Raw genomic sequence first — 22,118 nt, 5'->3', positions numbered from 1 at the left:
AGCGCGAGGCCGAGGTCCTTGGCGTACTGCGGGCGGGCCGGCTGGCCGGCTATGTTCATCCACTCGTGTGAGGCGCCGGACGCGGCCTGCCGGTCCGGCACCTGAAGGCGCTGCGGGAAGGGCTGAACCCGTGAGCCAGGATGTCGCGCGGCTGTTCGCGCGGACCAGGCCGCTGCTGACCGGACTGGGCGACGAACGACGGCAGGACGTCATCGTCTTCCTGCTGGAGTCGGCCGCGCCGCGCAGCGTCGGCGACATCGCCGGACGTCTCGGCCTGTCCCAGCCCGCGATCTCCCACCACCTGAAGGTTCTGCGCGAGGCCGGCCTGCTGACGGTACGGCGCAGGGGCGCCCAGCGCCTGTACGAGCTCAACGCCGCCGCGTACCCGGAACTGCTGGTCCCGCTGCGCGACCTGGCCGAGACGATCATCACCTGCGCTCACTGACCTCGGAGGGGACCGGCCGGACAAGTGTGGTCGAGGACCCCGTGGGCCGGTTACGCGCTGACCGAACGGTACGCCTCACGGGTTGTTGCGGCGGCGCAGGCGGCGTTAGATGAATCACAGATCCTTGACCGTGCGGAGCTGATCTTCGCTAGGGTTCCGGATCAGTTCTATTCGTTGACAGAAGGAGTCGGTTCTTCGTGAGGGTTCGAGTCGTGGCGACCGCGATCGGCGCGCTGGCAGCGGCGCTCGTCGCGGTGTCCCCCGCCAGCGCCCAGGCTGCCGCCAAGCCGTACGACCACCAGGACCCCTACAAGTCGGGCTGCGGAAACTCCGCCCGTGTGGTGAAGACCGCCGCGATCAACAGCCGGATCAACGGCAAGGTCGGGACCATCAAGCTCATGTGGTCGGGCAAGTGCAAGACGAACTGGACCGAGATCTCCACGGCGTCCTCCGCCACGGGGAGCATCAACATCTACACCGCCGACGGACGGAGTGACCGGTTCGCGTTCCACGCCGGCAACGGCGGCCGCCACTGGGGCAACATGCTCTGGGCCAACAACATGTGCGCCTGGGGTGGCGCCGCCGTGCAGTGGAACGGCGGCCGTGGCGGCCAGAACGGCAGCGGGTCCACCAGCAAGGCCTGCCGGTAACCTCGTCATCCACGTAGGGTCGCGGCCTACCGGTCGCAGCCCTACGGTGGTCGCTCCCGCTGCCCTTCGTGTCCTTTGAAATGGCCTGCCGTGCAGGCGTACGTGGATCCTCCGGTCGCGGATCGACTAGGGTCGTACGCATCTTCGACCGCGCTCGGCACCGCCGGTCTCCTACGCCTGTCATTCCCCCGGCTGATGTCCCAGCCGTAGGTAGGACACCGCCCACCGCCCCCGGTGCGGCAGCAGCGCGGCCCGCGCCCCGGCGGCGAACTCCCGGTCGTGGGTGGTGGCGCTCCGTACACGCTCTAGCGGGACCTCAAGACTCGTAGGCACGTGTCCGGCGTGTTCGGTGAGCCCCATGTGCGGCGTGACGGCTGACCAGCTCCGCTCGTGGCGTGGCGTAGCGTCTATCCGCTCTCCGTTGAGCGGGCTGTCCCCCGTCGCAGCGCTTCAGTGAGAAATTGCAACTCCGTCTCGGTCACCCTCGACTGCCCCGTCTTGGCTTGAAACCACTCCTCCCGAGCCTGTCTGCGGTATCTGCTCCACCTCGTCGGCTGCTTCTGGCCGGTTCGGGGAAGGCGCGCATGCGAGGACATCACCGTGATGGTGTCTGTCAGTCGCACCGCTCCCCATCGGAAGATCATGTAGCTCGTGACAGGTACGGTCGAGATGCCTGGGTCCTGCGCGATCTCGTCGAACGCCTCGTCCCACTCCTTGTCGGAGTACTTCATGACGATCGTGAGCGGTCCCCACAGTGACCGCCTGCGGCTGATCACCAACACGGTGTCGCTGCCCTGAACCTCCACGTCCGTCTCGGCCGGGAATCTCTTGGTTTCCTTGAGGACTTCGGCCGCGGCGCGCTTGTGCTTCGTGGGCATGAGCAGCGTCGCCGCGATCAGGCATGCGACGGCGACGACGATGCCGGCCTGATCTCAGCCAATTGCCGGCAGGTAATCGTGCTCGAAATGGGTGAGGACGAGTGCCGCGCGTGCGATGTCGCCGATTCTGCTGGGGCTGGCGGTGATGTGCTGGAGGGTCCGCCAGCGGCCTTTGAGCAGGGCGAATCCGCGTTCGCCGAGACAGCGCAGGGCGCGTAGAAGCCGGTTGAAGGTGCGGTTGTCCGGGCTGAGGATCTGGTTCCCATCAGGCTGCCTGATCGGCGTATGAATGCCGATTCCGGCGCCGTCATAGCCGCTGTCGGCAAGAGCCGGCAGGCCGGCTGCGGCAGCGGCGTGCAACGCGCCCAGCATGTGTGTGCGGGCGGCGGTCAGGTCGTGCACGGAGCCGGGCTCGACCTCAGCGATCCACAACGGCAAGCCACCGGGTGCCGACAATGCCTGGAGGTTGCCAGCATGCTGATGGGCCTTACCGGAGTACCAGGCGTCGATGAGTTCACCCTTGACGCTGATGATCTGCTCAGCGCAGCGATCGGTGGGGATCAGGGTGCCGTCCAGGATCACGTACGCCAGCCCTTCGGTGTGGGCGCGGGCCGGCGCCTCGTGCAGATCAGGGGCCTGAGCTGCCAGGACTTCGATCCCCTCCGCGATGTAGCGGTAGGCCGTGGCTCGGGAGATGCGATGATCGCGCCCGAGTTTGGGGATGTCGTGCTCGCCCCGGAACCAGCGCAGGACAAGCACCGCTTGCCAGAACGTGGTCAGAGCACGGCTGCCCTTGGGAGTGCCCACCCGCCGTCGTTCGTCCCGTAGTGACCGGGCGACGTGGTGAATCAGCGCGCGGGAGACGTCGAGCGTGGCACGATGAGCAATCACGTGGAGCCTTTCGGCGGTTGTGCTTTCTTGTGGTGAGAACTCATCTACCGGAGGCTCCACGTCCATCCACGGCCTTCGACGACTTCTCCCGAAAGGCCCGAAGCGCCAGCACGGGCGCCCCGAACATCCCCCATCGTCCGACTTATTTCGCTGAGATCACCTCACTGGATCAACTCGCCGAGCATGTGAGTAATTCGGGGGCTCCACCCACTCGCGCAGAGCCTCGATGAGAAGGAGCTCGTGGGGGTTCTCGTAGTTTCGGCCGTGACTCCAACGAGGTAGGGCCTGACCTGCACAGCCTGGACCGTCTAGCCTGCTGCGAAGGAACCGCAGGTCGGAGCCAAATTCGTTGGATTTTCCGCCATTGCTACCGGGACCCCTGTTTCTGGCGCACTCCGGCCGGACCCCACGTACGGACATCGCCACCACTTAGCCGCTACTTTCCGTTACCATAAGAACACTCATAGCGATGAGAGCGGGTACCTTCGCCGACGCCCCTCCCCTCGCGAAGATCGGACGACGAGGACGACACCATCGCGGCGCCTCCGGCGACCAGCGGGCGCCCCACCCCAGGGAGTGCGTATGAAGCACAGGTTCGTGACGGCTGTAGGCGCCACGCTGCTCGGGATCTCCGGGCTACTCGCGGCAGGACCCCCGGCAGACGCGGCGGCGTCCGCGCCCCGCTCGCTCTCGGTGTACGAGCACGACGACTTCGAGGGCCGCTCGGCACATCTCACAGGTAACGACGCCAACTTCATCAACAACTACTGGTCCGGCACCGGGGCGAGCATCAACGACAACATCAGCTCGTTCAGGAACCAGGGCGACCAGCGCGCGGTGATGTACTCCGACGCCAACTACTCCGGCGCCGCCTACTCCGCACTCGCCCACTCCGAGGACAGCGACCTCACCCACAACAGCCACAACCCCTCCAACTTCGACAACGTCGCCAGCTCCGTCCGTTTCGTGGTCTAGCAAGCCGCAGGGCGGCGGCCCGCAGCGCAACGAGGAGGCACACCATGCCGAATCTCTTTCCTCCAGCCGCTCGCCGCCGCCCCGCCCGGCCGCCCCGCGCGGGGCGGCTCGTGGCCACAGCCGGCCTCGTCTTCCTGGCCGGGTGCGCGCACCCGCCAAAGGTCCCCGTACCGGAAGCTCCCCCCGTGAGCGCCGAGGCCCGCGGCCTCACTGTCCCTTTCGACGCCTTCACCCTGTCCCGGCTCGACATCCAGACGATCGAGTACGCCGAGGACCTGCTCACTCGCGCCTGCATGCGGGCCGCCAACCTCGACTGGGAGATGCTGCCGCCGCCCGCCTCCACCGACAGCGACCCCATGCACCGCAGACGCTACGGCGTGATCGAGCCCCAGGTCGCCGAGCGGTACGGCTACCACCTGCCACCCCTGGCCCCTGACCAGCAGGCCCGCGAACAGGTGTGGCGACGACGCGAGGCACTGCCCCCCGCCCAGAGCCGCACGGCGTTCGGGCCGGACGGCCAGGGCGGCTGCCGGCACACCGCTCGCCTGCAGGTGGCCGAGGGCGTACCGGCGCTCGATCAGCAGAAGTTGAACAGCTACATCGGCAGCACGTTCAAAGCTTCCCAGCGGATGCCCGCCGTCATGGCGGCGTTCAAGGCGTGGAGCAGGTGCATGAGCGGCAAGGGGTTCACCTACCACACGCCCCTGGCCGCCGCCGGCGATCCGGCCTGGATGAAATCCGACCTGACCTCGCCACGAGAGATCGCCGTAGCCGTAGCCGACGTCGATTGCAAACAGACGACCGGCCTGGTCGCCGCCTGGTCCGCCGCCGACAAGGCCGTACAGCTCGACGCCATTGCCGCCCACCGCGGAGACTTCGACCGCTTCCGCGACGCCCGCGACGCCGAACTACGCGCCGCCCGCCGCATCATCGGCAACGGCTGACACTCCTTCAGTCAGAACGCGAGACCACACCACCACGTCTCCGCCCATCAACATTGCCTTTCGTCGCTGGCGGGTGGGGTGGTGCGGTTGGGCAAGCGTAGTCGTTGAACTCGTGCTCGGCGGGGATATGTCTCGGCCGGCGGGCTCGGCGGGGCCGCGTCATCCCGCCTCGCCCTGTGCCCCCTGCTCGATCGCCATGTGGGGCTCGCACGGCAGTTTGGCCACGCTCGCCGGTGATCAGTCTCATCCGGGTCGGAATGTGGTGCGGGCGCGACCACGGCCAGCCAGCCGGCGCACAACCGCATCGGATGCGCGGTGCCGGGCTGGTCCTTGTGACAGGACATCGCCGGTTCCTGTGCGGCGCGCACGTCGTCGTCGAGCGTGGGGTCGGCCGCGCGTACGCCCTGCTGCGCGCGCCAGCCTGGCCATGCCCTTGTCGGTGAAGGCGGTCAGATCTGCATCCAGGCCGCCGGTGCGTCGTCGAGACCGCCCGCGACGGCGGCACCCGGGTCCGCGCCGTCCTACCCGCGCGGGTGGTGACGGCCCCGTGACGCCTCGCGTGCTGCTGGCCGACGACCACCCGGTCTACCGCGACGGGCTGCGCCTGATGCTGCACTCCACCGGCGAGGCCGAGGTGGTGGGCACCGCCGCCGACGGGGATGGCCGAGGCCGCCCGGCTACGGCCCCAGGTCGTCGTGATGGACCTGCGGATGCCCCGCCTGGACGGCGTGCAGGCGACCGAGCGCATCGTCGCCGCCTGCCCCGGCACCCACGTCCTGGTGCTCACGATGCACGAGGACGACGAGAGCGTCTTCGCCGCCATGCTCGCCGGGGCTCGCGGCTACGTGCTCAAGGGGGCCGACCAGACCGAGATTCTGCGCGCCATCACCGCGGTGGCCACCGGCGAGGTCATCTTCGGCCCCGCGCTGGCCGAACGTGTGACCTGCTACTTCGCCCGGCTCGCCACCACCCGGCCGCCCCGCGAGGAGCCCTTCCAGCAACCCTCGACCTCATCGCGGCCGGCCTGACCAACCGGCAGATCGCCGAGCGGCTGTCACTGTCCCCCAAGACCGTGCGCAACAACGTCTCCAACGTCTTCGCCAAGCTCCAGGTCGCCGACCGCGCCCAGGCGATCATCCAGGCCCGCGACGCCGGCCTCGGCCCATGAAGGGGTGACGGCTGGTCGGCCCGCGATGATGTGCGACCGACGACGACACCCTGCTCAGATCGTGGCGGGTAGGTCGATCGAGGCGAGTCAGCTGGGTCGACAACGATGTGGATGCCGGTGATCCGACCGTCGGCGATGGTGAAGGCGATGACCGACAGAGGAATCGCCCGTCGCGGCCCGCGTAGTCGGCCCGCTTCTCCAACCCGAGTCCCTCGGTATGGAGCCGAGTGCGCGATCCTGATCCGAGGTGACAGGACCCCGATCCCCCTTCCTCTGCGCCGGGCTGCGATGTCCTCGCCCGACCGGGACAGCGGTCCCTGATCGGGCCGGGCCGATCCAGGGCCGTAAGCGTGGCCGTACTCCCTGGGCGCCCGGGGCGCTCCGGCGGGAAAGTGCTGCCACCGACCCGCGCCCCGAGGAGCATCATGTCCAGCCGCATCGTGCCCAGCAACGTCGACCCGCACGAGCCCGTCGTGGCCCACCCCCCTTCGAACCCGGCCCAGGTCAGGATCTCCGGTCTCCTGCTGGCCGCCGGAGCCGTCGCCTGGGGCGCCGGCACCGTGATCGTCGGCGACCGAGTTCAGGAAGGCGTCCAGACGCTCGACACCGTCACCGGCATGGTGTTCGTCGCCGGACTGTTCGCATTCGTGTGGACCATGCGCGTCACGCGCTCCGCCGGGGACGGATGGACCCGCGCGATCCCGATGGGCCTGATGGCGCTGCTGGTAGGCGCGTTTGTGACCAACGCGCTGTCCTTCGGCTACGCCACCTACGACGAGTTCCCGCTGCCGCTGCTGATCCTGGACGCCTGCTGGCCGCTCAGCCAGCTCGGCATGCTCGCCCTCGGGATCGCCGTCGCGATCCGGGGCCGCCTGCGGGGAGCGGTCCGCTGGCTGCCCCTGCTCGCCGGCCTGTGGTTCCCGGTGACCGTCCTGGCGCAGACCCTCGGCGGCTCCGACGTTTCGGTGTATGCCAGCGCCGCGCTGCTGCTCGGCGCGCACGCCCACCTGGGCCTGCGCCTCGCCGTCCGCCCCACGCTCTGAGCCGATCTGATCGTCTGGAATCAGAGGAAATGGAGAGTCATGTTCTACCCTGGTGCCCGCCGGTCGGCAGTGACACTGCTGGCCGCCTTGGCCACTGTCGCGCTGCTGCCGACCGCGCCGGCCGCGGCCAGGCCGGTGCAGGCCAAGTGGCCGGTCTCGGTTCTGTTGTGCAAGTTCCTCGATAGGCCTGAGGAGCCCAAGGCCGCGCAGTTCTTCAAAGACCTGCTCACCACCGAAGGCCTCGGCAAGGGCGGCTTGGCCGACTTCGTCGCCGAGCAGTCGCGCGGCCGGGCCGCCCTGGAAGGCAGCGAGGTCCACGGCTGGTACACCATCCCCAAGACCTACGCGCAGTGGAGCGCCGAGGGCTGGTATCCCAGGAACAAGCCGAAGGACTGCGTGCAGAGCGCGCAGAGCCAAGGGTGGACCCGGCCGCCCGGCAGCGCGCTGTTCGTCATCATCAACACCGCCGAAGGCGGAATCGGGCGCGCCTCGTACAACGCACGGGAAGACAGAACCATCGTCCTGGACTCCACGGCCTGGACGCTGAACCGCGCCGCCTTCGAGTTCGGGCGGCTCAACGGGCTGAACCACAGGCCGTCGATGTTCCTGAACCAGCGCCCCACGGATGTGGGCAACCCGTACGACACGATGTCGATGTCCACCACCCACTTCCCGCCCTCCGAGCGATTCGGTGAAGGCGCGATCGCGCTGGCCGCGCCGAGCCTCGACGAGCTCGGCTGGCTGCCCGGCTCGAGCCTTCTTCTCAGGGGCTGCCGACAGGTCCACAACCCCCGAGATTCGGATCAATGCCTACCGCACCTGATTGGATACGTCCGGGAAACCGCGAAAGATCCGGGAGAAGCTCCGCAAAGGGCCTAATGAACAGGGCGAACGCGCTCGCATGTACTTGGTGACAGCTTCCTTAACGACAGGCCGACTCCTGGGGCAGGTCAGGTGGTGGGCACGGCGATACCGGATAGGGCCCCCGTTCCGCCGGGTCTTCCGCTCAGCAGCGGGGAGCTGTTGACCAGGCTCGATACGATCGGATGTGCCCGGTGGCAGCTTCGTTGACGGCAGGCCGATTCAGCGGATCCGCCTGGCCGCCCTACCGCCCAGGTGCAGGAACGCGACCTCACCCGCGTCGTCTCGCAGGAAGCGGCCGACGGCACGCTGCGGGTCGGCGGCGATCGTCACGTCGTCGCAGCCCTCGACCAGCGCGAGCGGCATGTCGGGCATGCCCTCCACACCCGCGGCCACCAGTTCGGGTCGCAGCACGAATCGCGCCGTCAGATCCTCGTCGACCTCGAAGGTCCACTGCCCCGCGTCGTAGCTGCCCGCGTACTCCGGCGCGGGTTCGCGCAGCGCCAGCCGTACGGCCTGCGGCTTGGCGTCGAGCAGATGCTCCAGGCACCAGTCGGTCACCAGCTTGCCCAGCACCTTGCCGGGCGCGGAGTTGGTGAGCGTGGTGACGGCGAAGCCGCGCTCGGGCACCAGCACGAACGTGGACAGCTGCAGGTTACCGATGTTGCCGCCGTGCGTGACCAGTCGCACGCCCGCCTGCTCATCCAGCAGCCACGGCAGCCCGATGCCGGTCCACGGCACGCCGACCCGGACGTGCTCCGCCTGCATCAGCTCCCTGGTGGCGGCTCCGACCGGCTCCTCGCCGCTCGCACCCAGGTGGAAGGCGGCATAGCGGAGCTGGTCGCGCACCGACGACACCAGCCCGCCCTCGGGCATGCCTTCGCGAAACAGCCCCCACGTGTGCGCGACCTGCGGGCCGTCCTCTCCGACGGCGTGCCCGACGGCGTGCGACCGCGTCGCGACCTCCCAGGGGAAGAAGAAGCTGGAGCTCATGCCCAGGGGTTCGAGCACGATCCGACTGACCGCGCTCTCGTACGGCTCGCCGCACACGACCTCGATGACCCTGCCGAGCAGCCTGAACCCGGCGTTGTTGTAGGAGGCGAGCGCGTCGGGCGGGAAGAGCTGGGGCAGCTGGTCGTAGGTACCGATCGAGGCGGCCAGCGCGCCGGTGTCCCAGCTCTCGCCGTCGTCGATATCGCCAAGGAATCCGCCGGTGTGGGTGAGCAGGTGCCGGATAGTCAGCTCATCGGCGGCCCGCTCGTCGGCGAGCTGGAAGCCGGGCAGATACTGGCGCACGCGCCCGTCCAGGTCGAGCCGACCGCGCTCGACGAGGTGCATGATCGCTGTCGCCGTGATCGTCTTGGTGGTCGACCCGATCTGGAACAGCGTGTCGCCCGTCACGGGGGCCGGCGCGTCGACGCTGGTGACGCCGGTGGTGAGGACGTGGTCCGCGCCATCGAAAAGCACGCCGACGGCGGCACCGGGGACATGGAGGGATTTCACCTTGCTGTCGAGCAGGCTCTGCAGAGGGTAAAGGTCAGCCATCCGTTCATCCTGCCGACAGCGAGAGCGGGGGGCTTCGTCCGCCCGCACCATTTCCGTCGCGCTGTTCGTCCAGGAGTCAGGGACGCCACCGCTGGCCAGCCGTCTCCGGTCATGCATCCTGGGTGCCGTTAAGAGGGCGTCTTTGATCCCCTTAAGTGACCTTGGAGTGGGTGCCCCGCTCGCGTGGGCCGGGTGCCGTCGTAGCGGTGGAGGCCCGCGTCGTCGGACGATGGCCGGTTAGAAGGACGGCTCACGACGATTACCTCAGGCGATGGTCTTTGGCGGAGATGCTGATGAGTGACGCTCAAGGGCAACGGCCGAACGATCCGACTGGCGCGATCGAGCCGCGCAGCACCGTGATCGGCAAACCCAGGAGCGAGTCCGTGTGGCGGCGGGCCGGGATGAGGCTGCCCAACGACGTGACCGCGCGGCCGAGGAACGGGACAAAGCGGCCAGTTAGCGGCTGTCCGGCCTGCTGACTGTGTGTTCTGAGGCTGCGCAGGCTGACTCCCTATCGCTTGCTGCGGCGTCGAGAGGTCAGGCGGAGCAGGTCGGTCGAGACGGTCCAGAGGCGCATGGCGGCAGTGGGGTCGAGCGCCCATTCCTTGACGCCGTGCGGGTGCTGCGCGAGGTCGGCATCGTCCGGCACGGTGTAAGCCTCTTGTGAATCGTCGAGGTAGTGGCCTCCGGAGTTCGCGAACTCCGGGGCGACGGCCGCGACGATGCTGGTGGCGGCTCCCTGCTCGACCGTTTTGTAGGTGAAGATTCCAGCGGCCTCGGCCGCGTCGAGCGATGCCTTCTGCTGCGCTGTGAAGTTGCGCTGTAGTCCCGTCGCGACACCGCCGGGGTTCACCGCATTGGCGATGATGCCGTCGGAGGCCCAGAGGCGGGTCGCCTCGACGGCGAAGAGAGAGTTCGCCGTCTTCGATTGGGCGTAGGCGATCTGCGGGTCGTAGCTGCGACGGGCGAAGTGGAGGTCGTCGAAGTCGATGCCGGAACGCATGTGCGCGGTCGAACTGACCGAGACGATCCGTGCTCCGTCACGGTCCATCGCTCCCAGGGCCAGGGCGTCGTGCAGGCCGGTGGCCAGGGCGAAGTGGCCGAGATGGTTCGTCGCGAATTGCAGCTCCCATCCCTCACGGGTTCGTTCGAGGCCACCGGTGACCACGCCCGCGTTGTTGATCAGCAGGTGAAGCGGACCGTTCCACGCGTCGACGAATCGGGTGACGGTGCTCCTGTCGGCGAGGTCCAGAGGGACGACTCGGGGCCGGATCCCTCCGGTCGACTTCGCGATCGTCTCGGCGAAGGCGTCACCCGCGGTTGTGTTTCGGACAGCGAGCGTTACTTCCGCTCCGGCAGAGGTCAGCGCACGAGCGGTCTCGGTGCCGATTCCGGAAGAACCTCCGGTCACGATCGCGCGGACGCCGGTGAGGTCAACGTCCCGCAGCACCTCGTCCGCGGTGCTGGAGGAGGTGAAGGGCGTGGAGATGAGTTTGCGGCTGGTCACGGCGGCCACTATACATACAAGACATGATTTGTATAGTTCGTCGCCCGCTCGTATGCTCGTTTCATGAGCAGTCCCGAGGTCGGTCACCCGTCGCCGACAGTCGCCGATACCGACCGTCGGATCATGGTTCTGGACTCCGCGATGGTCACGTTCGCGCGATTCGGTTATCGGAAGACCTCCATGGAGGAGGTAGCGCGGGCGGCACGCATCTCCCGGCCCGGGCTCTATTTCCTCTTCTCCTCGAAGGAGACGCTGTTCCGTGCTGCGGTCAGCCATGCCTTGAACCGCGATATCACAGCGGTCCAATATGTCCTGGCCGACATCGGCCGACCCCTTCCAGAGCGTCTCGTCGAAGCGTTCGATCAGTGGGCGGGCCGCTACATCGGCCCGCTGACGAGCGATGTCGCGATGGTCATCGAGGACAATCCCGACCTCCTCGGGGCGATCATCGAGAGCCCGCGGCGACGTTTCGAGGAACTCATCACAGACGCGATCGCCACCGAGTCAGGACGAGAGGACGCTCTTCCTGTCGCGCAGACAATGATCAGCGCATCGATCGGCCTCAAGCATCAGGTCGCATCACGGGAGGTCTACCTCGAACGACTGGAGATGGCCATCGATCTCCTGCTGCGCTGAAGAGGCATGCCCAAGTCGCGCGACGACAGCGGTCGCAGCGGCTTCAGCGTGAGCTTAGCGGCCCTTTCTTGCCCGATGTCTTGGCGATCCGGGCACGGACCTGCGGGCGGCACGTTCAGGCGGCCTGCGGCGCAGAAGCTGGCTTCCGGGTCCAGGCGGATGGCCTCTTCCTGGTCAGCCGCCTGGTCATGAGCGTGATCGCGGCAACTGCCAGGTGGGCCTCGCTGTGCGACAGTTTGCGTTCGAAGTCGACCACGTTGCGACGGGCGTTCATCAGCCAGGACAGGGACCTTTCGACGATCCATCGTCGCGCGAGCACTTTGAACCCCGTCTGACCAGGCCGTTTAGTCACGATCTTCAAGGTGAGGCGCAGGAAACGGCGGGCCCACTCGACCAGCGTCCCGGCATAGGCGCTGTCGCCCCAGATCAGACTGAGTTGCGGGTGCAGCATCCGCAATCGGGCCAGCATCTCCCGGGCGGCGTCGTGGTCCGGCTGCCCGGCCGGGGTCACCATCACCATCACCATCAGGCCGAACATGTCCACGACCAGGTGACGCTTCCTGCCTCCCACCCGTTTTCCGGCGTCGTAGGAGCGTGAACGGCCGGTGACCGTGGCCGCAGCACGCACCGACTGGGAGTCGATAACGCCGGCGACCGGGTTGGGGCACCGGCCCGCACGCAGCCGGATGGCGCGCCGGACCTCATCACGGATCCGGTTGAAGACTCCGGCGCGCGTCCAGCGGCTGAACAACCCGAACACAGTTTGGAAAGGTGGAAAATCCGCAGGTAATGCCCTCCATTTCGTTGCGTTGTCAGTGACGTACCTGATCGCATCGAACACGTCCCGGCGATGATGCTTCTCGGGGCGGCCGCCATTGGGCGGCCGGTGACCATCAGGGCCTTCAGATCGGCCCCACCTTCGAATACGTCCTGCCCGACCAAATCACCAAGGCCAGGCTCCTCGAATTCTGCGACCAGGCCATGGCGCACTTTCCCGAACTCGGGGGCGACAACAGCGTCCGCCGGCTCCTGGCCAAGATTCCCGACGTCTAATGGGACCTACCGGGTCGGCCTCGCTGGCAGACTCGGTGCCTGGTAGCCGCTGGTGAGTGAGCACTCTCGTCGACCGGACTTCGAGTCCTAGGGTCAGATCGTGCCCTCACCGGTGGTCAGGAGTCTTTGATCGCTGATGGGATGTCGTGCCCGCCGATCGTCTGGCGTGAGCACTGGTCCATTAGTCCGCCGACTGGCTCCTGCGGGCTTCCGTGTCCTGTTGTCGATGGTGGAGGTCGTGGTGTTGTTCGTTGGAGATGACTGGGCCGAGGACCACCACGATGTCGAGGTCCAGGACGAGTCCGGCAAGGTGCTGAAGCGGTTGCGGCTGCCCGAGGGCATGGCTGGGATCACTCGGTTTCACGACGTTGTCGGCCGGGTCGTTGCCGAGGACGCCGACCCGTCCCAGGTGCTGGTGTGTATCGAGGTCGACCGGGGCCCGTGGGTGCGGGCGCTGGTCGCGGCGGGATACCGGGTGTTCGGGGTCGATCCCAAGCAGGCTGCTCGGCATCGCGAGATCCTTGGCTCCTCGGGCGCCAAGAGCGACAAGGGTGACGCCCACGCGCTCGCGGACATGATCCGCACCCGAGGGCATCAGCTACGCCAGGTGGCCGGGGACTCCGAGATCGCCGAGGCGGTCAAGGTCGTCACCCGTGCTCATCAGGCGCTGCTGTGGGAACGGACCCGCCACATGCTGCGCCTGCGGGTGGCGCTGAGGGATTACTTCCCTGCCGCGCTGGAGGCCTACAAGCCCCTCGGCCTCACCTCGGATGCGGTCTTGAAGCTGCTGGCCATGGCTCCTTCCCCCGAGGCTGCGGTGAAGCTGACGCTCGGCCAGATCTCGGGAACGTTGAAGGGCCGCCGTGACATCCCCGCCAAGGCGCAGGCGGTCCAGGAGGTCCTACGCGGCGAGCACCTGGGCCAGGTGCCGCTCGTCACGACCGCCTACGCCTCTACCGTGAAGTCGCTGGTTGCGATCATCGCTGTCCTCAATCAGGAGATCAAGACCCTCCAAGGGCAGGTCGAGGCCCATTTTGGCCGGCACCCGGACGCTGAGGTCATCCTCAGCCAGCCCGGCATCGGCGTCGTTCTCGGCGCCCGGGTGCTCGCCGAGTTCGGAGATGCCAAGGACCGTTACGCCTCGGCCAAGGCACGCAAGAACTATGCCGGGACCTCACCCATCACCCGGCAATCGGGCAAGACACGAGTGGTCCAGGCGCGGTTCGTCCACAACGACCGGCTCGTGGACGCCCTCCACCTCCAAGCGTCCTGCGCCCTCTTGCACGACTCTGCCGTCCGCGCCTACTACGACCAGATCAAAGCCCGCGACATCAGCCACAACGCCGCCCTGCGCCAGGTCGCCAACCGCTTGGTGGGCATCCTCCACGGCTGCCTCAAAACCCACAGCCCCTACGACCAGGCAACCGCCTGGTCGCACCGATCAAACGACCTCGCTGCTTGACAACAAACGTCCAGGGATGTCTGACCCGAACTGGCCATGGACCTGGAGTTGACGCCTTCTTCCGGTCGGACGGGTGAGCCGCGTCGACCGGTCGCCGGCCATGGCATCGACGGGGGCATCCATGCGGCGCGTCGGCTCGGCGAGTCCACCTAGCTGCAGCTGAGCGGTGCTGGCCGCCGTCGCCGTCCTGGCGCTGCACTGCCAAGGCGGCGCGATGCCGTTCCCGCTCCCGGCGAGCCGGCGGACCGGCGGCCGCCGGCGTTTGTCAGGAGGGTCTCCCTGAGGCTGACCTACTTCGGCAGCAGGCCGGTCACGGCGGCGATGCCGTTGCCGGTCTTCGGCTCGCCGGGAGCGTCGTCGCGTTCCTCCTCTCCAGGCGGATCCTGCCCGCCGACGCTTGCGGCGCTGATCAGCGCGGCCGCATCGACTGGACCGGCACCGCACTGCTGATCGCCGCTCTCGCGATGGGCAACCTGGCGCTGCTGCGCGGCGAGGATCAGGGCCGGGGCTCGGCGGCGACGCTGACAACGCTCACGATCGCGGCCGCGCTGTTCGCCGCTCTCGTCGTGCTCCAATCCCGGGTCAGTACACCCATTCTCGACCTCGCCCTGTTCCGCAAGCCTGCCTTCACCGGCGCAGCCATCGCGGTCTTCATGTCCCGGGTCCTGACCGGCGGCGGCATGGTCTACTTCGTGCAGTACTTTCAGGGCTCCCTTCAGCTGAACCCCACCCAAACCGGCCTGCTGCTGACGCCGGTCTTCGTCGCCCAGATGGCGGCCGGGCTTCTCGGAGGCAAGCTTTTCAGCCGATTCGTCCCCGGCCATGTCATCGCCGGCGGCTACATCTGCAAGGCCGTCGGCGCCGCCACGCTGGCGCTGGCCTTCACGCCCACAGTCTCGCCATGGTTCCTGACCCTTCCCCTGCTCATCTGGGGGATCGGCGGCGGCATCGCCGGAGCGCCGGTCATGGCGGTCGCCATGAACGTCACCGACAAAGCCAGGGCGGGCATGGTCGCCGGAACGATCACCAGCCTCGCCTCCATCGGAGCCGGCATCGGCACCGCCGTACTGGGCGCCGTCTACACCAGCCGCACCGCCGGCGCCGCCGCCCCTGCCGAAGCCGCCATCGCCTCCGGCGCCTCGACCGTGCTGTACTGCTCTGCGGGCCTGGCCGTGATCGCCGTCGCGCTCGTGTTGCCCCTCATCAGCACGCGCAACCTCCCCAAGCCCGCGCTGTAGCGCATGACTGGCCCGGGATGCGCGGGAGCCGCACCGAAGTCGCGCGTGCGCTGGAACGCAAGCCAATCCAGGAGTGCAACCTCCTTGATGGCCACCTCGGCGACCGCACGATTTCTGGTATAAGCCACACCAGCACTGGCGTGTTGAGATCGTGAGCCACGGGCTTCATCGCCCCCCTGGGCAGGTGTTACCGACGCCATCCATTCAGCGGGGGCTCCGCCCGCCCCGTCCATCCTCGACGGCATCGCGCGTGTCCGACCCCTGCGGCGTGCTCAGGCCTGGCCGCGTCCTGGTGGTGGATTCCGCATGGAAGGGGTTCTGCCGGTGCCCGAAGGAGAGCAAGCGTGATCCACGTCCTGCCGGCCGATGACCAGCCACTGATCCGAGCCGGGTTCAAGGCTCTGCTCGCCTCCGAGCCCGACATCACCGTGGTGGCCGAGGCGGGCGACGGCGCTCGAACCGTCAGAGATCGGCAACCGTGGAGATCGGGGTGCTGATCATCGCGCTGAAGGCGTCAAGGACCGGGGTGTGCAGGTAGGCGCTCTGGATCCGGGTACGGTCAGGGCCCGCAGGAAGCTCCTGGCGGGCGCGGCGCAGGTCCGCGAGACCGAGCCCGAGGCCCGCGTCGTGGAAGCCCGCTTCGACGCTGCCCTGCTCCGGCGGCTGCAGCGGGGTGTTGTCGACGGCGAAGCCGAAGGCGGCCTCCTCGTCGAGGCGCATGTCGGCCGTGTGCCCGGCGACGCTGGTCAGGCCCAACGCTAGGTAGTCGTCGCCGAGGGCGCGGCGCAGGTAGTGGCCCATCGGGTAGCCGGTCAGGTGCCCGTCGAAGAAGACCGGTTCCCGCTGGATGTGGGCGTTGTGCGCGACGAGGACGACCCGGGTGCCGGGGGCGGACCGTTCCAGGTGCCACAGGACGGATCCGGCCATGAAGCTGTCGCGGGCCGAGGTGTCGGCGGTCATCCCGGTGCCTGCGTACAGCTTGGCCATGACGCGGAAGCCGTAGTCTGCGTGGCTCGCCGCTTCCAGGCGGCGCAGCGCGACGTCGTAGTCGCGCTGCTCACCACGGGAGAGGTACAGCGCCTCCACGGCGCGGAAGCGGACAAGCAGCCGTGACAGCGCCGCGCTCAGCGCGTCCTGTTCCGCGGCGGGCAGCCGCGTCCAGGCCGGGGCGGCCGACGCCGCGGAGGAACCGGCGAACGACGCGGCGATCCTGATCGCCTCCTCGGCCACCGGCAGCGTCTCCGGGTCGACTTTGCGCAGGTAGTCGGCGACCGGCTCCAGCGCGGGCAGCAGGGAACCGCCGGCGGCCGGGACGTCGATGCCGGTGAAGCGCACCGGTGTGGTGGCGGTGGCATTGTGTCGTCGCAGGTAGCGCAGCGGCCCGTCGACGCCGACCGGGATGCTCCCGGCCAGGTGGTCACGCAGGTCGCCGTCGCCGCCTTCACCCCGGGCCCAGGCGTCGAGCGCGAAACCCTCGCTGAAGCCGTACTCGAAGGCCAGGGTCGTGAAGCCGCAGCGCTCGACGAGGAAGCGCAGGATCCGCTCGCGCAGCTGCGCGAACTCGGTGATGAAGTGCGAGTTCTCGCCGATCGCGACGACGCGCACGTCGCCGACGATCGCGCGCAGCGGCTCCAGGTCGTCCAGCGGTGCGTCGGGGTCGAGGTGTTTCAGTGATACGGCGTTGCCGCCCAGCCAGTCGGCGAACGGGGTACGGCGGGAGGTGTCAGGCATGCGTCAGCTCCATTCTCTCGATGCGGCGGGCCGGCTACGGCAGGTGCGGCGCGATCTTCTCCAGCTCGTCGACGGACCCGGACATGACCGCGCGGACGTGCTCGGTGAGGTGGTCGATCGGCCAGTCCCACCAGGCCAGCTCCAGCAGCCGGTCGACGTCGGCATCACTGTGGCGGCGGCGGATGACCTTCGCCGGGTTCCCGCCCACGATGGCGTAGTCGGGCACGTCGTCGACCACGACGGCGCCGGAGGCGATGATCGCCCCGTGGCCGATGCGGACACCCGGCATCACCATGGACCGGTAGCCGAACCAGACGTCGTTGCCCACCACGGTGTCACCCCGACCGGGCAGGCCGGTGATGAGGTCGAAGTGCTCGGCCCACGACCCGCCCATGATCGGGAACGGGAACGTGGAGGGGCCGTCCATGCGGTGGTTGGCGCCGTTCATGATGAACCGCACCCCCTCACCGAGCGCGCAGAACCTGCCGATGACCAGCTTCTCCGGCCCGTAGTGGTACAGCACGTTGCGGGTCTCGAAGGCGGTCGGATCATCGGGGTCGTCGTAGTAGGAGAACTCGCCGACTTCGATCAGCGGCGAGGTGACCAGTGGCTTCAACAGCACGAGCCTGGGCTGGCCGGGCATCGGGTGCAGCACGGCCGGATTCGGGAGCGTGATCGGCATCGATTTCACATCCTTCGCTGTCGCGACATGGGTCTGGTACAGGAGGTCGGTCCGGCGACGCCGCATCGACCCCGGCTCATTCACCCTCACGTGGGTGCCCTGTTCCTTTCCGCCGGCGCCAACGGTCAAGGTGCCGCGAGCGGGCTTCCGGCGTACCGGCAGGTCTGCCCTGGACCTGCAACTCCCGGCCGGACCGGGACCTGAGCTCGGCCACCGCGTCCCGTGCAGTAGGCGCGAGTTCTTCCACTCGGATCGGGTGAGCGAGGACGAGGTCACATACGTGGCCAGTTCGTTGATCTTCCCCTCCGGCGAGGCCAAACCCCGCCGGAGCGGGCCTCGGTCGGGCCGCCCGGGCTCTGTATCACGCCGTCGAACGAGACCAACGTCGTGACAGCGAGTTTCATCGATGCTCCTCCCGTACACGTTCCCAGCTCCGCTGCTCAGGGGCCGCATCGGCCCTGCCGCTTCACGCATTAGGCGGCACGGATCGTTCCGTTTCGCCAGAAACGGTAATGGACGCCTAGGGCTCCGTCAACACGGAGCGTTCCGTGCCGCCTAAGGTAGGCTCTGTCCATGGCTGACAGACGCCCTGACCGCCGCAGCCCGGAAGCCGCCCAGGCCGTCATGCGCGCCGCCCTGGAACTGTGCGCAGAATCCGGCTACCGCAAGCTCAGCATCGAGGGCATCGCCACTCGGGCAGGAGTCGGCAAGAACACCATCTACCGGTGGTGGCCATCCAAGGCGGCCGTCCTGATGGACGCCCTGCTCTCCACCCTCACCGTGGACGCCGCCTTCCCTGACACCGGCGACATCCGGGCCGATCTGATCGCTCAGATCTCCGCCGGCGCGCGTCTCCTGGCCGATCCCCGCACCGGACCGCACTACCGCGCGCTGATCGGTGAAGCGCAGCATGATCCCGATGTCGCCGACGCCCTCTGGGAGCGCCTCATCGGTCCGCTGTCTGCCGCCGCCACCGACCGCATCCGCCGCGCCCAGCAGCAAGGCCAGCTCCGCGCCGAGGCCGCACCCGACCTCATCATCGAGCTGCTGTACGGCCCCATCTACCACCGCTGGCTGCTCACCCGGCGCATCCCCGACGACCACCGCATCGCCGTACTGGTGAATCTTGCCCTCTCTGGCCTGACTCCGACGTCCTCGGGGGTTTAAGAACAACAACTCTGTCGGGGGTATCACTCCAGGGGGTCTGGCCCACTTTCGGTGGTGACGGACAGTGGTTGGCCGAGCAGGATGCGGTGGCGGAGAAGCGTAAAGCCCGCTCGCCCGTACATCTGCCTTTTGATCATTTTCGTTCTGGTGGTGACGCCTTCGGGGCCGCCGTTGTGGTACGAGAGGGTGAGGGCGGCGTTGACAGCGGCCTGGTCGTAGTCCAGGCCGCGGGTGAAGGCGTGCAGGTGGGGCAGGTCGACTTGACGCGCTTGGTCGATCCAGGCGGTCAGTCGCTCGTCGTTGCCCTCCTGGGGTTCGAGGAGGGCGGCGAAGTCCCGGACGAGGCCGGCGAGCATGGCCATCTCGTGGCAGGCGGCGATGGCGGCATCCAGTCGCTCGCCGTGATGGCTGGCGAGCTTGCCCGGTTCGGTGAGAAGAAGGCCGGCCAGACGCTTGGGCGAGATCGCGGGCCGGTCGCATTCGACACGGCCTTGGTTGATGTAGCGGTAGAGCAGGTTCTGGCTGCCGGTGTAGCCGAGTTCCTTGATCTCGGCGAGGAGGTGCTGGACCGGCACAGCGGGATCTTCGGCCCGGCGCCGGCGCAGATGGTCGCGGAACGGGTCGACGAGCGTGGGCCGGTACTTCGGCACGCGCACCAGCCGTTCGGGTTGGCTGACCCGGGCGTAGCGTTTCACGGTGTTGAGCGCCAGACCCGGGCGGCGGGCACATTCCAGCAGCCCGACACCTTGGTCGAGCAGGGCGTGGACCTGCTGCCAGCGCTCGCGTGTGGTGGAGGACCGTACCCCTTCCTTTGGCGGCGGGCCGGTCTTGTCCCAGCGCAGCGAGCGATCGAGCAGCAGTTCGTGGCTCACCCAGCCGTCCTCGACACGGGCCACCGCCACCGAAGGACGCCCTTCGACGTCGACCGTGCCTGGGTTCACCGTCACCCCCGGAATCTTGGCCAGGGCCCGGTAGACGGCCGCCTCCTGTGCCGGGGGCACCAGGTTTTGTGCGAGCAATGAGCCGAGCAGCCGGTAGGCCCGGTTGCGCCGGTCCTCCTCGCTATTGTGTAGATCTCCTATGTTGGCGTACATCCAGTCCAGCAGCGCGTCGGGATCCGTGGGGACTGCACCTCGCCTGGGGCGGCCTTCCAGACGCCCTGTCTGCGTGTCGTGATGTAGACCCACTGGTCAGGCCGGGGGGCGGTGAACGCCCGTTCCCGGTTGCCTCGGCCGCTCTGCCGAGCAGCACCTGCGCGTTGCCGCCGGCGCCAACGGAACCACCTTCAATCGTTCGACAATTTTCGCACGATGACAGTGCGAGAATTCTCGAACGATCAGATCGGCCCGCAGGCGGGGCCGGGGATCCGGTGGGACACGCTGCGGATCTGCGGCGTCCGCTGTCACCACCCCCGCGGGTCCTCCATGATGTCGAGCATCGTACGTGCGCTGATGGGGAACACCGTTCGCAGCAGTTCGGCGCCGTCGGTCGCGGCCATCGCGCAGACCACCTCGGCGCTGGGTGAAAGCCCGAGCCCCGCGAGCCGGTACGCCCAGACGAGATCGCTGTCCTCCTCCCGCGAACCGTCACCGGAGGGCACCGTGCGCCGCAGCACCGCCGTCCACCAGGCGCCGGGATCGGCCCGCAGGATCGCGTCGAGATCGGCCAGCGCGGCGTCGTGGCGGCTCGCGGACCGGTGCAGGATTGCCCGCACCGCCAGCGCGAAGGAGTCACCAGGGTCGCGTGCCAGCCGCGCCTCCACCATCGCTGCGTCCCCTACGTCTGGCTCGTCCGCATCGATCAGCACGAACACCATGTCCGCGAACTCGGCCACTTCCGTCCTGCGGGTCTCCCCGGCAGCGCTCCCGGCCGCCATGAGCTCCCGCGCGGAGTCAGCGACCATCTCGGCGAAGGACGTCATGAGGGCGCCTTCGAGATGGCCGTCCAGGATGGGCCTGATCTCCGCGATGCGGTGGGCGACGACAGAGGAGTCCGGCGCGAGCCGGTCGGCTCTCATCAGGTCGCCGTGCGCATCGAACAGCCTGCCGAGCATCCAGTTGGCGTGCAGGCGCAGGACCAGGGCGTCGAGGTGATCTGGGTCGCGTTCCAATGCCAGCCCGGCGTCGGCGCGCGCGTCCTCCAGCATGTGACGCTGCAGCGCCGCCTCACCACGGCTGACATAGGTGTCAGCGCTGTCGAGCCCGAGTTCGATGGCCCTGCTGAAGTCGGCGTACGCGGCGTCGGGCAGTTGGAGCGCCTGGTGGGCCTGGCCGCGGACCATGACGGCCAGCAGTGCATCGGGATTCAGCTCGATCGCCCGGTCCAGGTCGGCCACCGCCGCCGCGGGCCGGCCCGCGAGCCTGTGCAGGATGCCACGCAGTTCGAGACTTTCACCGTCGTCGGGGGTCGCGGCCAGTGCCACGTTCACGTCGGCCAGCGCTTCCTCGACCCGTCCGAGATCGCACTTGACCCACCCGCGCTCGGTGTAGGAGCCGCTGTTGTCCGGGTCGAGCTCGATCGCCCGGTCCAGGTCCGCCAGTGCCTGCTCATTCCTCTTCAGCCGCCGGTTGACCCGGCCGCGCTCCAGGAACATGTACGGCACGTCGGCGTCCAGTTCGGCGGCCCTGTCGAGATCGGCCAGCGCCTCCTCCAGGCGTTCGTCCAGCCGGTAGAGGGTGGCCCGCCCGATCAGTGCCATGAAGCTGTCGTCGGGTTCGAGCTCGATCGCTCTGCTGTAGGCGTCGACCGCTGACTCCGGGTCGTGCCAGAGCAGATCGCCGCGGGCGGCGTGGGCTCCGCCGTCGTCCGGGAAGAGCTCGATCAGCCTGTCGTAGTCGGCCAGCGCCTCCTGCTCGCGGTCGGCGTCGGTCAACGTACGTGCTCGTTCGGCGTAGAGCCAGCCGTTGCCGGGATCCAGCTCCACGGCCCGGCCGAAGTCGGCGAGCGCGGCCTCGACGTCTCCCATGGCGCTGAACGCCAGTCCGCGCGAACCGAGCGCGTAGATGTAGCCGGGCACGAGACGAATGGCCCTGGTGAACTCCTGGACAGCCGCTTCGTAGCGCCCTGCCAGCCGGTGTTCCTCCCCACGCGCCGCCGCCTTCCCCGCCCTCACGCCGGCAGATCCCACTCTTCCCCCAAAGACTTGATCACTTACAAGAACGACTCCTTACGTGCGACGAAAGTTCCAAGAAGCGCCCATTAGAGGGCCCGAGTCTCAAATTAACTCCATTGGACGGAGACAT

20 protein-coding genes and 2 pseudogenes are annotated in these 22,118 nt (G+C 68.2%); 13 read left to right on the top strand and 9 right to left on the bottom strand.

Features of this window, described 5'->3' with window-relative positions; all coding sequences use genetic code 11:
* The first annotated feature begins 130 nt into the window (after positions 1-130).
* Both ABT158_RS48165 and ABT158_RS48160 read left to right on the top strand, forming a co-directional pair.
* The gene (locus ABT158_RS48165) at positions 131-445 is read left to right on the top strand and encodes an ArsR/SmtB family transcription factor (protein ID WP_352365693.1); all 315 of its coding nucleotides are present in this window, start codon (positions 131-133) and stop codon (positions 443-445) included.
* Between the two features lie 197 nt (positions 446-642).
* On the top strand, positions 643-1,095 hold the full coding sequence (locus ABT158_RS48160) for a DUF2690 domain-containing protein (protein WP_352365691.1): 453 nt from the start codon (positions 643-645) through the stop codon (positions 1,093-1,095).
* A gap of 407 nt (positions 1,096-1,502) precedes the next feature.
* Here ABT158_RS48160 and ABT158_RS48155 read toward each other — a convergent pair whose 3' ends face one another.
* Both ABT158_RS48155 and ABT158_RS48150 read right to left on the bottom strand, forming a co-directional pair.
* Complete coding sequence (locus ABT158_RS48155) at positions 1,503-1,973, bottom strand: hypothetical protein (RefSeq protein ID WP_352365690.1); 471 nt, start codon at positions 1,971-1,973, stop codon at positions 1,503-1,505.
* 54 nt (positions 1,974-2,027) lie between these two features.
* Entirely contained in the window at positions 2,028-2,864 is an 837-nt protein-coding gene (locus ABT158_RS48150; protein ID WP_352365718.1) for a transposase family protein, read from the bottom strand.
* Positions 2,865-3,446: 582 nt separating this feature from the next.
* Here ABT158_RS48150 and ABT158_RS48145 point away from each other — a divergent pair.
* From ABT158_RS48145 to ABT158_RS48120, 6 genes are all read left to right on the top strand, one after another.
* Entirely contained in the window at positions 3,447-3,839 is a 393-nt protein-coding gene (locus ABT158_RS48145) for a peptidase inhibitor family I36 protein (RefSeq protein ID WP_352365688.1), read from the top strand.
* A gap of 185 nt (positions 3,840-4,024) precedes the next feature.
* The gene (locus tag ABT158_RS48140) at positions 4,025-4,783 is read left to right on the top strand and encodes a hypothetical protein (RefSeq protein ID WP_352365686.1); all 759 of its coding nucleotides are present in this window, start codon (positions 4,025-4,027) and stop codon (positions 4,781-4,783) included.
* Positions 4,784-5,481: 698 nt separating this feature from the next.
* Positions 5,482-5,811, top strand: a complete 330-nt coding sequence (locus ABT158_RS48135; protein WP_352365685.1) for a response regulator — start codon at positions 5,482-5,484, stop codon at positions 5,809-5,811.
* Positions 5,727-5,951, top strand: a complete 225-nt coding sequence (locus ABT158_RS48130) for a LuxR C-terminal-related transcriptional regulator (protein WP_352365716.1) — start codon at positions 5,727-5,729, stop codon at positions 5,949-5,951. The genes ABT158_RS48135 and ABT158_RS48130 overlap by 85 nt, the downstream gene beginning before the upstream one ends.
* Before the next feature lie 425 nt (positions 5,952-6,376).
* Positions 6,377-6,994, top strand: coding sequence for a hypothetical protein (locus ABT158_RS48125; RefSeq protein WP_352365683.1), 618 nt, complete (start codon positions 6,377-6,379; stop codon positions 6,992-6,994).
* A 39-nt stretch (positions 6,995-7,033) separates the two neighbouring features.
* A complete protein-coding gene (locus ABT158_RS48120; RefSeq protein WP_352365681.1) occupies positions 7,034-7,873 on the top strand; it encodes a hypothetical protein in 840 nt (279 codons plus the stop codon).
* Positions 7,874-8,077: 204 nt separating this feature from the next.
* Here ABT158_RS48120 and ABT158_RS48115 read toward each other — a convergent pair whose 3' ends face one another.
* Complete coding sequence (locus ABT158_RS48115; RefSeq protein WP_352365679.1) at positions 8,078-9,400, bottom strand: serine hydrolase domain-containing protein; 1,323 nt, start codon at positions 9,398-9,400, stop codon at positions 8,078-8,080.
* A 511-nt stretch (positions 9,401-9,911) separates the two neighbouring features.
* Positions 9,912-10,907, bottom strand: coding sequence for an SDR family NAD(P)-dependent oxidoreductase (locus tag ABT158_RS48110; RefSeq protein WP_352365677.1), 996 nt, complete (start codon positions 10,905-10,907; stop codon positions 9,912-9,914).
* A gap of 63 nt (positions 10,908-10,970) precedes the next feature.
* Here ABT158_RS48110 and ABT158_RS48105 point away from each other — a divergent pair, with 63 nt between their 5' ends.
* On the top strand, positions 10,971-11,543 hold the full coding sequence (locus ABT158_RS48105) for a TetR/AcrR family transcriptional regulator (protein ID WP_352365675.1): 573 nt from the start codon (positions 10,971-10,973) through the stop codon (positions 11,541-11,543).
* Positions 11,544-11,658: 115 nt separating this feature from the next.
* Here the strand turns inward: ABT158_RS48105 and ABT158_RS48100 are convergent, their stop codons facing one another.
* Positions 11,659-12,468 carry an IS5 family transposase gene (locus ABT158_RS48100; protein ID WP_352365714.1) on the bottom strand — a complete coding sequence of 270 codons (810 nt, stop codon included), beginning with the start codon at positions 12,466-12,468 and terminating at the stop codon, positions 11,659-11,661.
* Positions 12,469-12,837: 369 nt separating this feature from the next.
* On the opposite strand from ABT158_RS48100, the gene ABT158_RS48095 reads away from it, so the two are divergent.
* The 3 genes and pseudogenes from ABT158_RS48095 to ABT158_RS48085 all read left to right on the top strand — a co-directional run.
* A complete protein-coding gene (locus tag ABT158_RS48095; protein WP_352365712.1) occupies positions 12,838-14,058 on the top strand; it encodes an IS110 family RNA-guided transposase in 1,221 nt (406 codons plus the stop codon).
* 380 nt (positions 14,059-14,438) lie between these two features.
* A complete protein-coding gene (locus ABT158_RS48090) occupies positions 14,439-15,296 on the top strand; it encodes an MFS transporter (protein WP_352365710.1) in 858 nt (285 codons plus the stop codon).
* 344 nt (positions 15,297-15,640) lie between these two features.
* A pseudogene (locus ABT158_RS48085) lies at positions 15,641-15,763 on the top strand (DNA-binding response regulator); the annotation flags it as partial.
* Here ABT158_RS48085 and ABT158_RS48080 read toward each other — a convergent pair.
* A complete protein-coding gene (locus ABT158_RS48080; protein ID WP_352365673.1) occupies positions 15,759-17,027 on the bottom strand; it encodes an erythromycin esterase family protein in 1,269 nt (422 codons plus the stop codon). The pseudogene ABT158_RS48085 and the gene ABT158_RS48080 overlap by 5 nt on opposite strands.
* 34 nt (positions 17,028-17,061) lie before the next feature.
* Positions 17,062-17,709: a CatB-related O-acetyltransferase gene (locus ABT158_RS48075; protein WP_352365671.1), complete on the bottom strand. Its 648-nt coding sequence runs from the start codon at positions 17,707-17,709 to the stop codon at positions 17,062-17,064.
* A gap of 573 nt (positions 17,710-18,282) precedes the next feature.
* On the opposite strand from ABT158_RS48075, the gene ABT158_RS48070 reads away from it, so the two are divergent.
* Positions 18,283-18,876, top strand: a complete 594-nt coding sequence (locus ABT158_RS48070) for a TetR/AcrR family transcriptional regulator (RefSeq protein WP_352365669.1) — start codon at positions 18,283-18,285, stop codon at positions 18,874-18,876.
* Between the two features lie 23 nt (positions 18,877-18,899).
* Here ABT158_RS48070 and ABT158_RS48065 read toward each other — a convergent pair.
* Positions 18,900-19,694: pseudogene (locus ABT158_RS48065) on the bottom strand (transposase); the annotation flags it as partial.
* A 584-nt stretch (positions 19,695-20,278) separates the two neighbouring features.
* The gene (locus tag ABT158_RS48060) at positions 20,279-21,988 is read right to left on the bottom strand and encodes a tetratricopeptide repeat protein (RefSeq protein ID WP_352365667.1); all 1,710 of its coding nucleotides are present in this window, start codon (positions 21,986-21,988) and stop codon (positions 20,279-20,281) included.
* Positions 21,989-22,118 lie beyond the last annotated feature (130 nt).

The sequence above is a fragment of the Nonomuraea sp. NPDC001636 genome (genome assembly GCF_040298265.1).
GTDB lineage: Bacteria > Actinomycetota > Actinomycetes > Streptosporangiales > Streptosporangiaceae > Nonomuraea.
The sequence above is the reverse complement of the archived record's forward strand: the minus strand, read 5'-3'. Positions and strand labels throughout refer to the sequence as shown.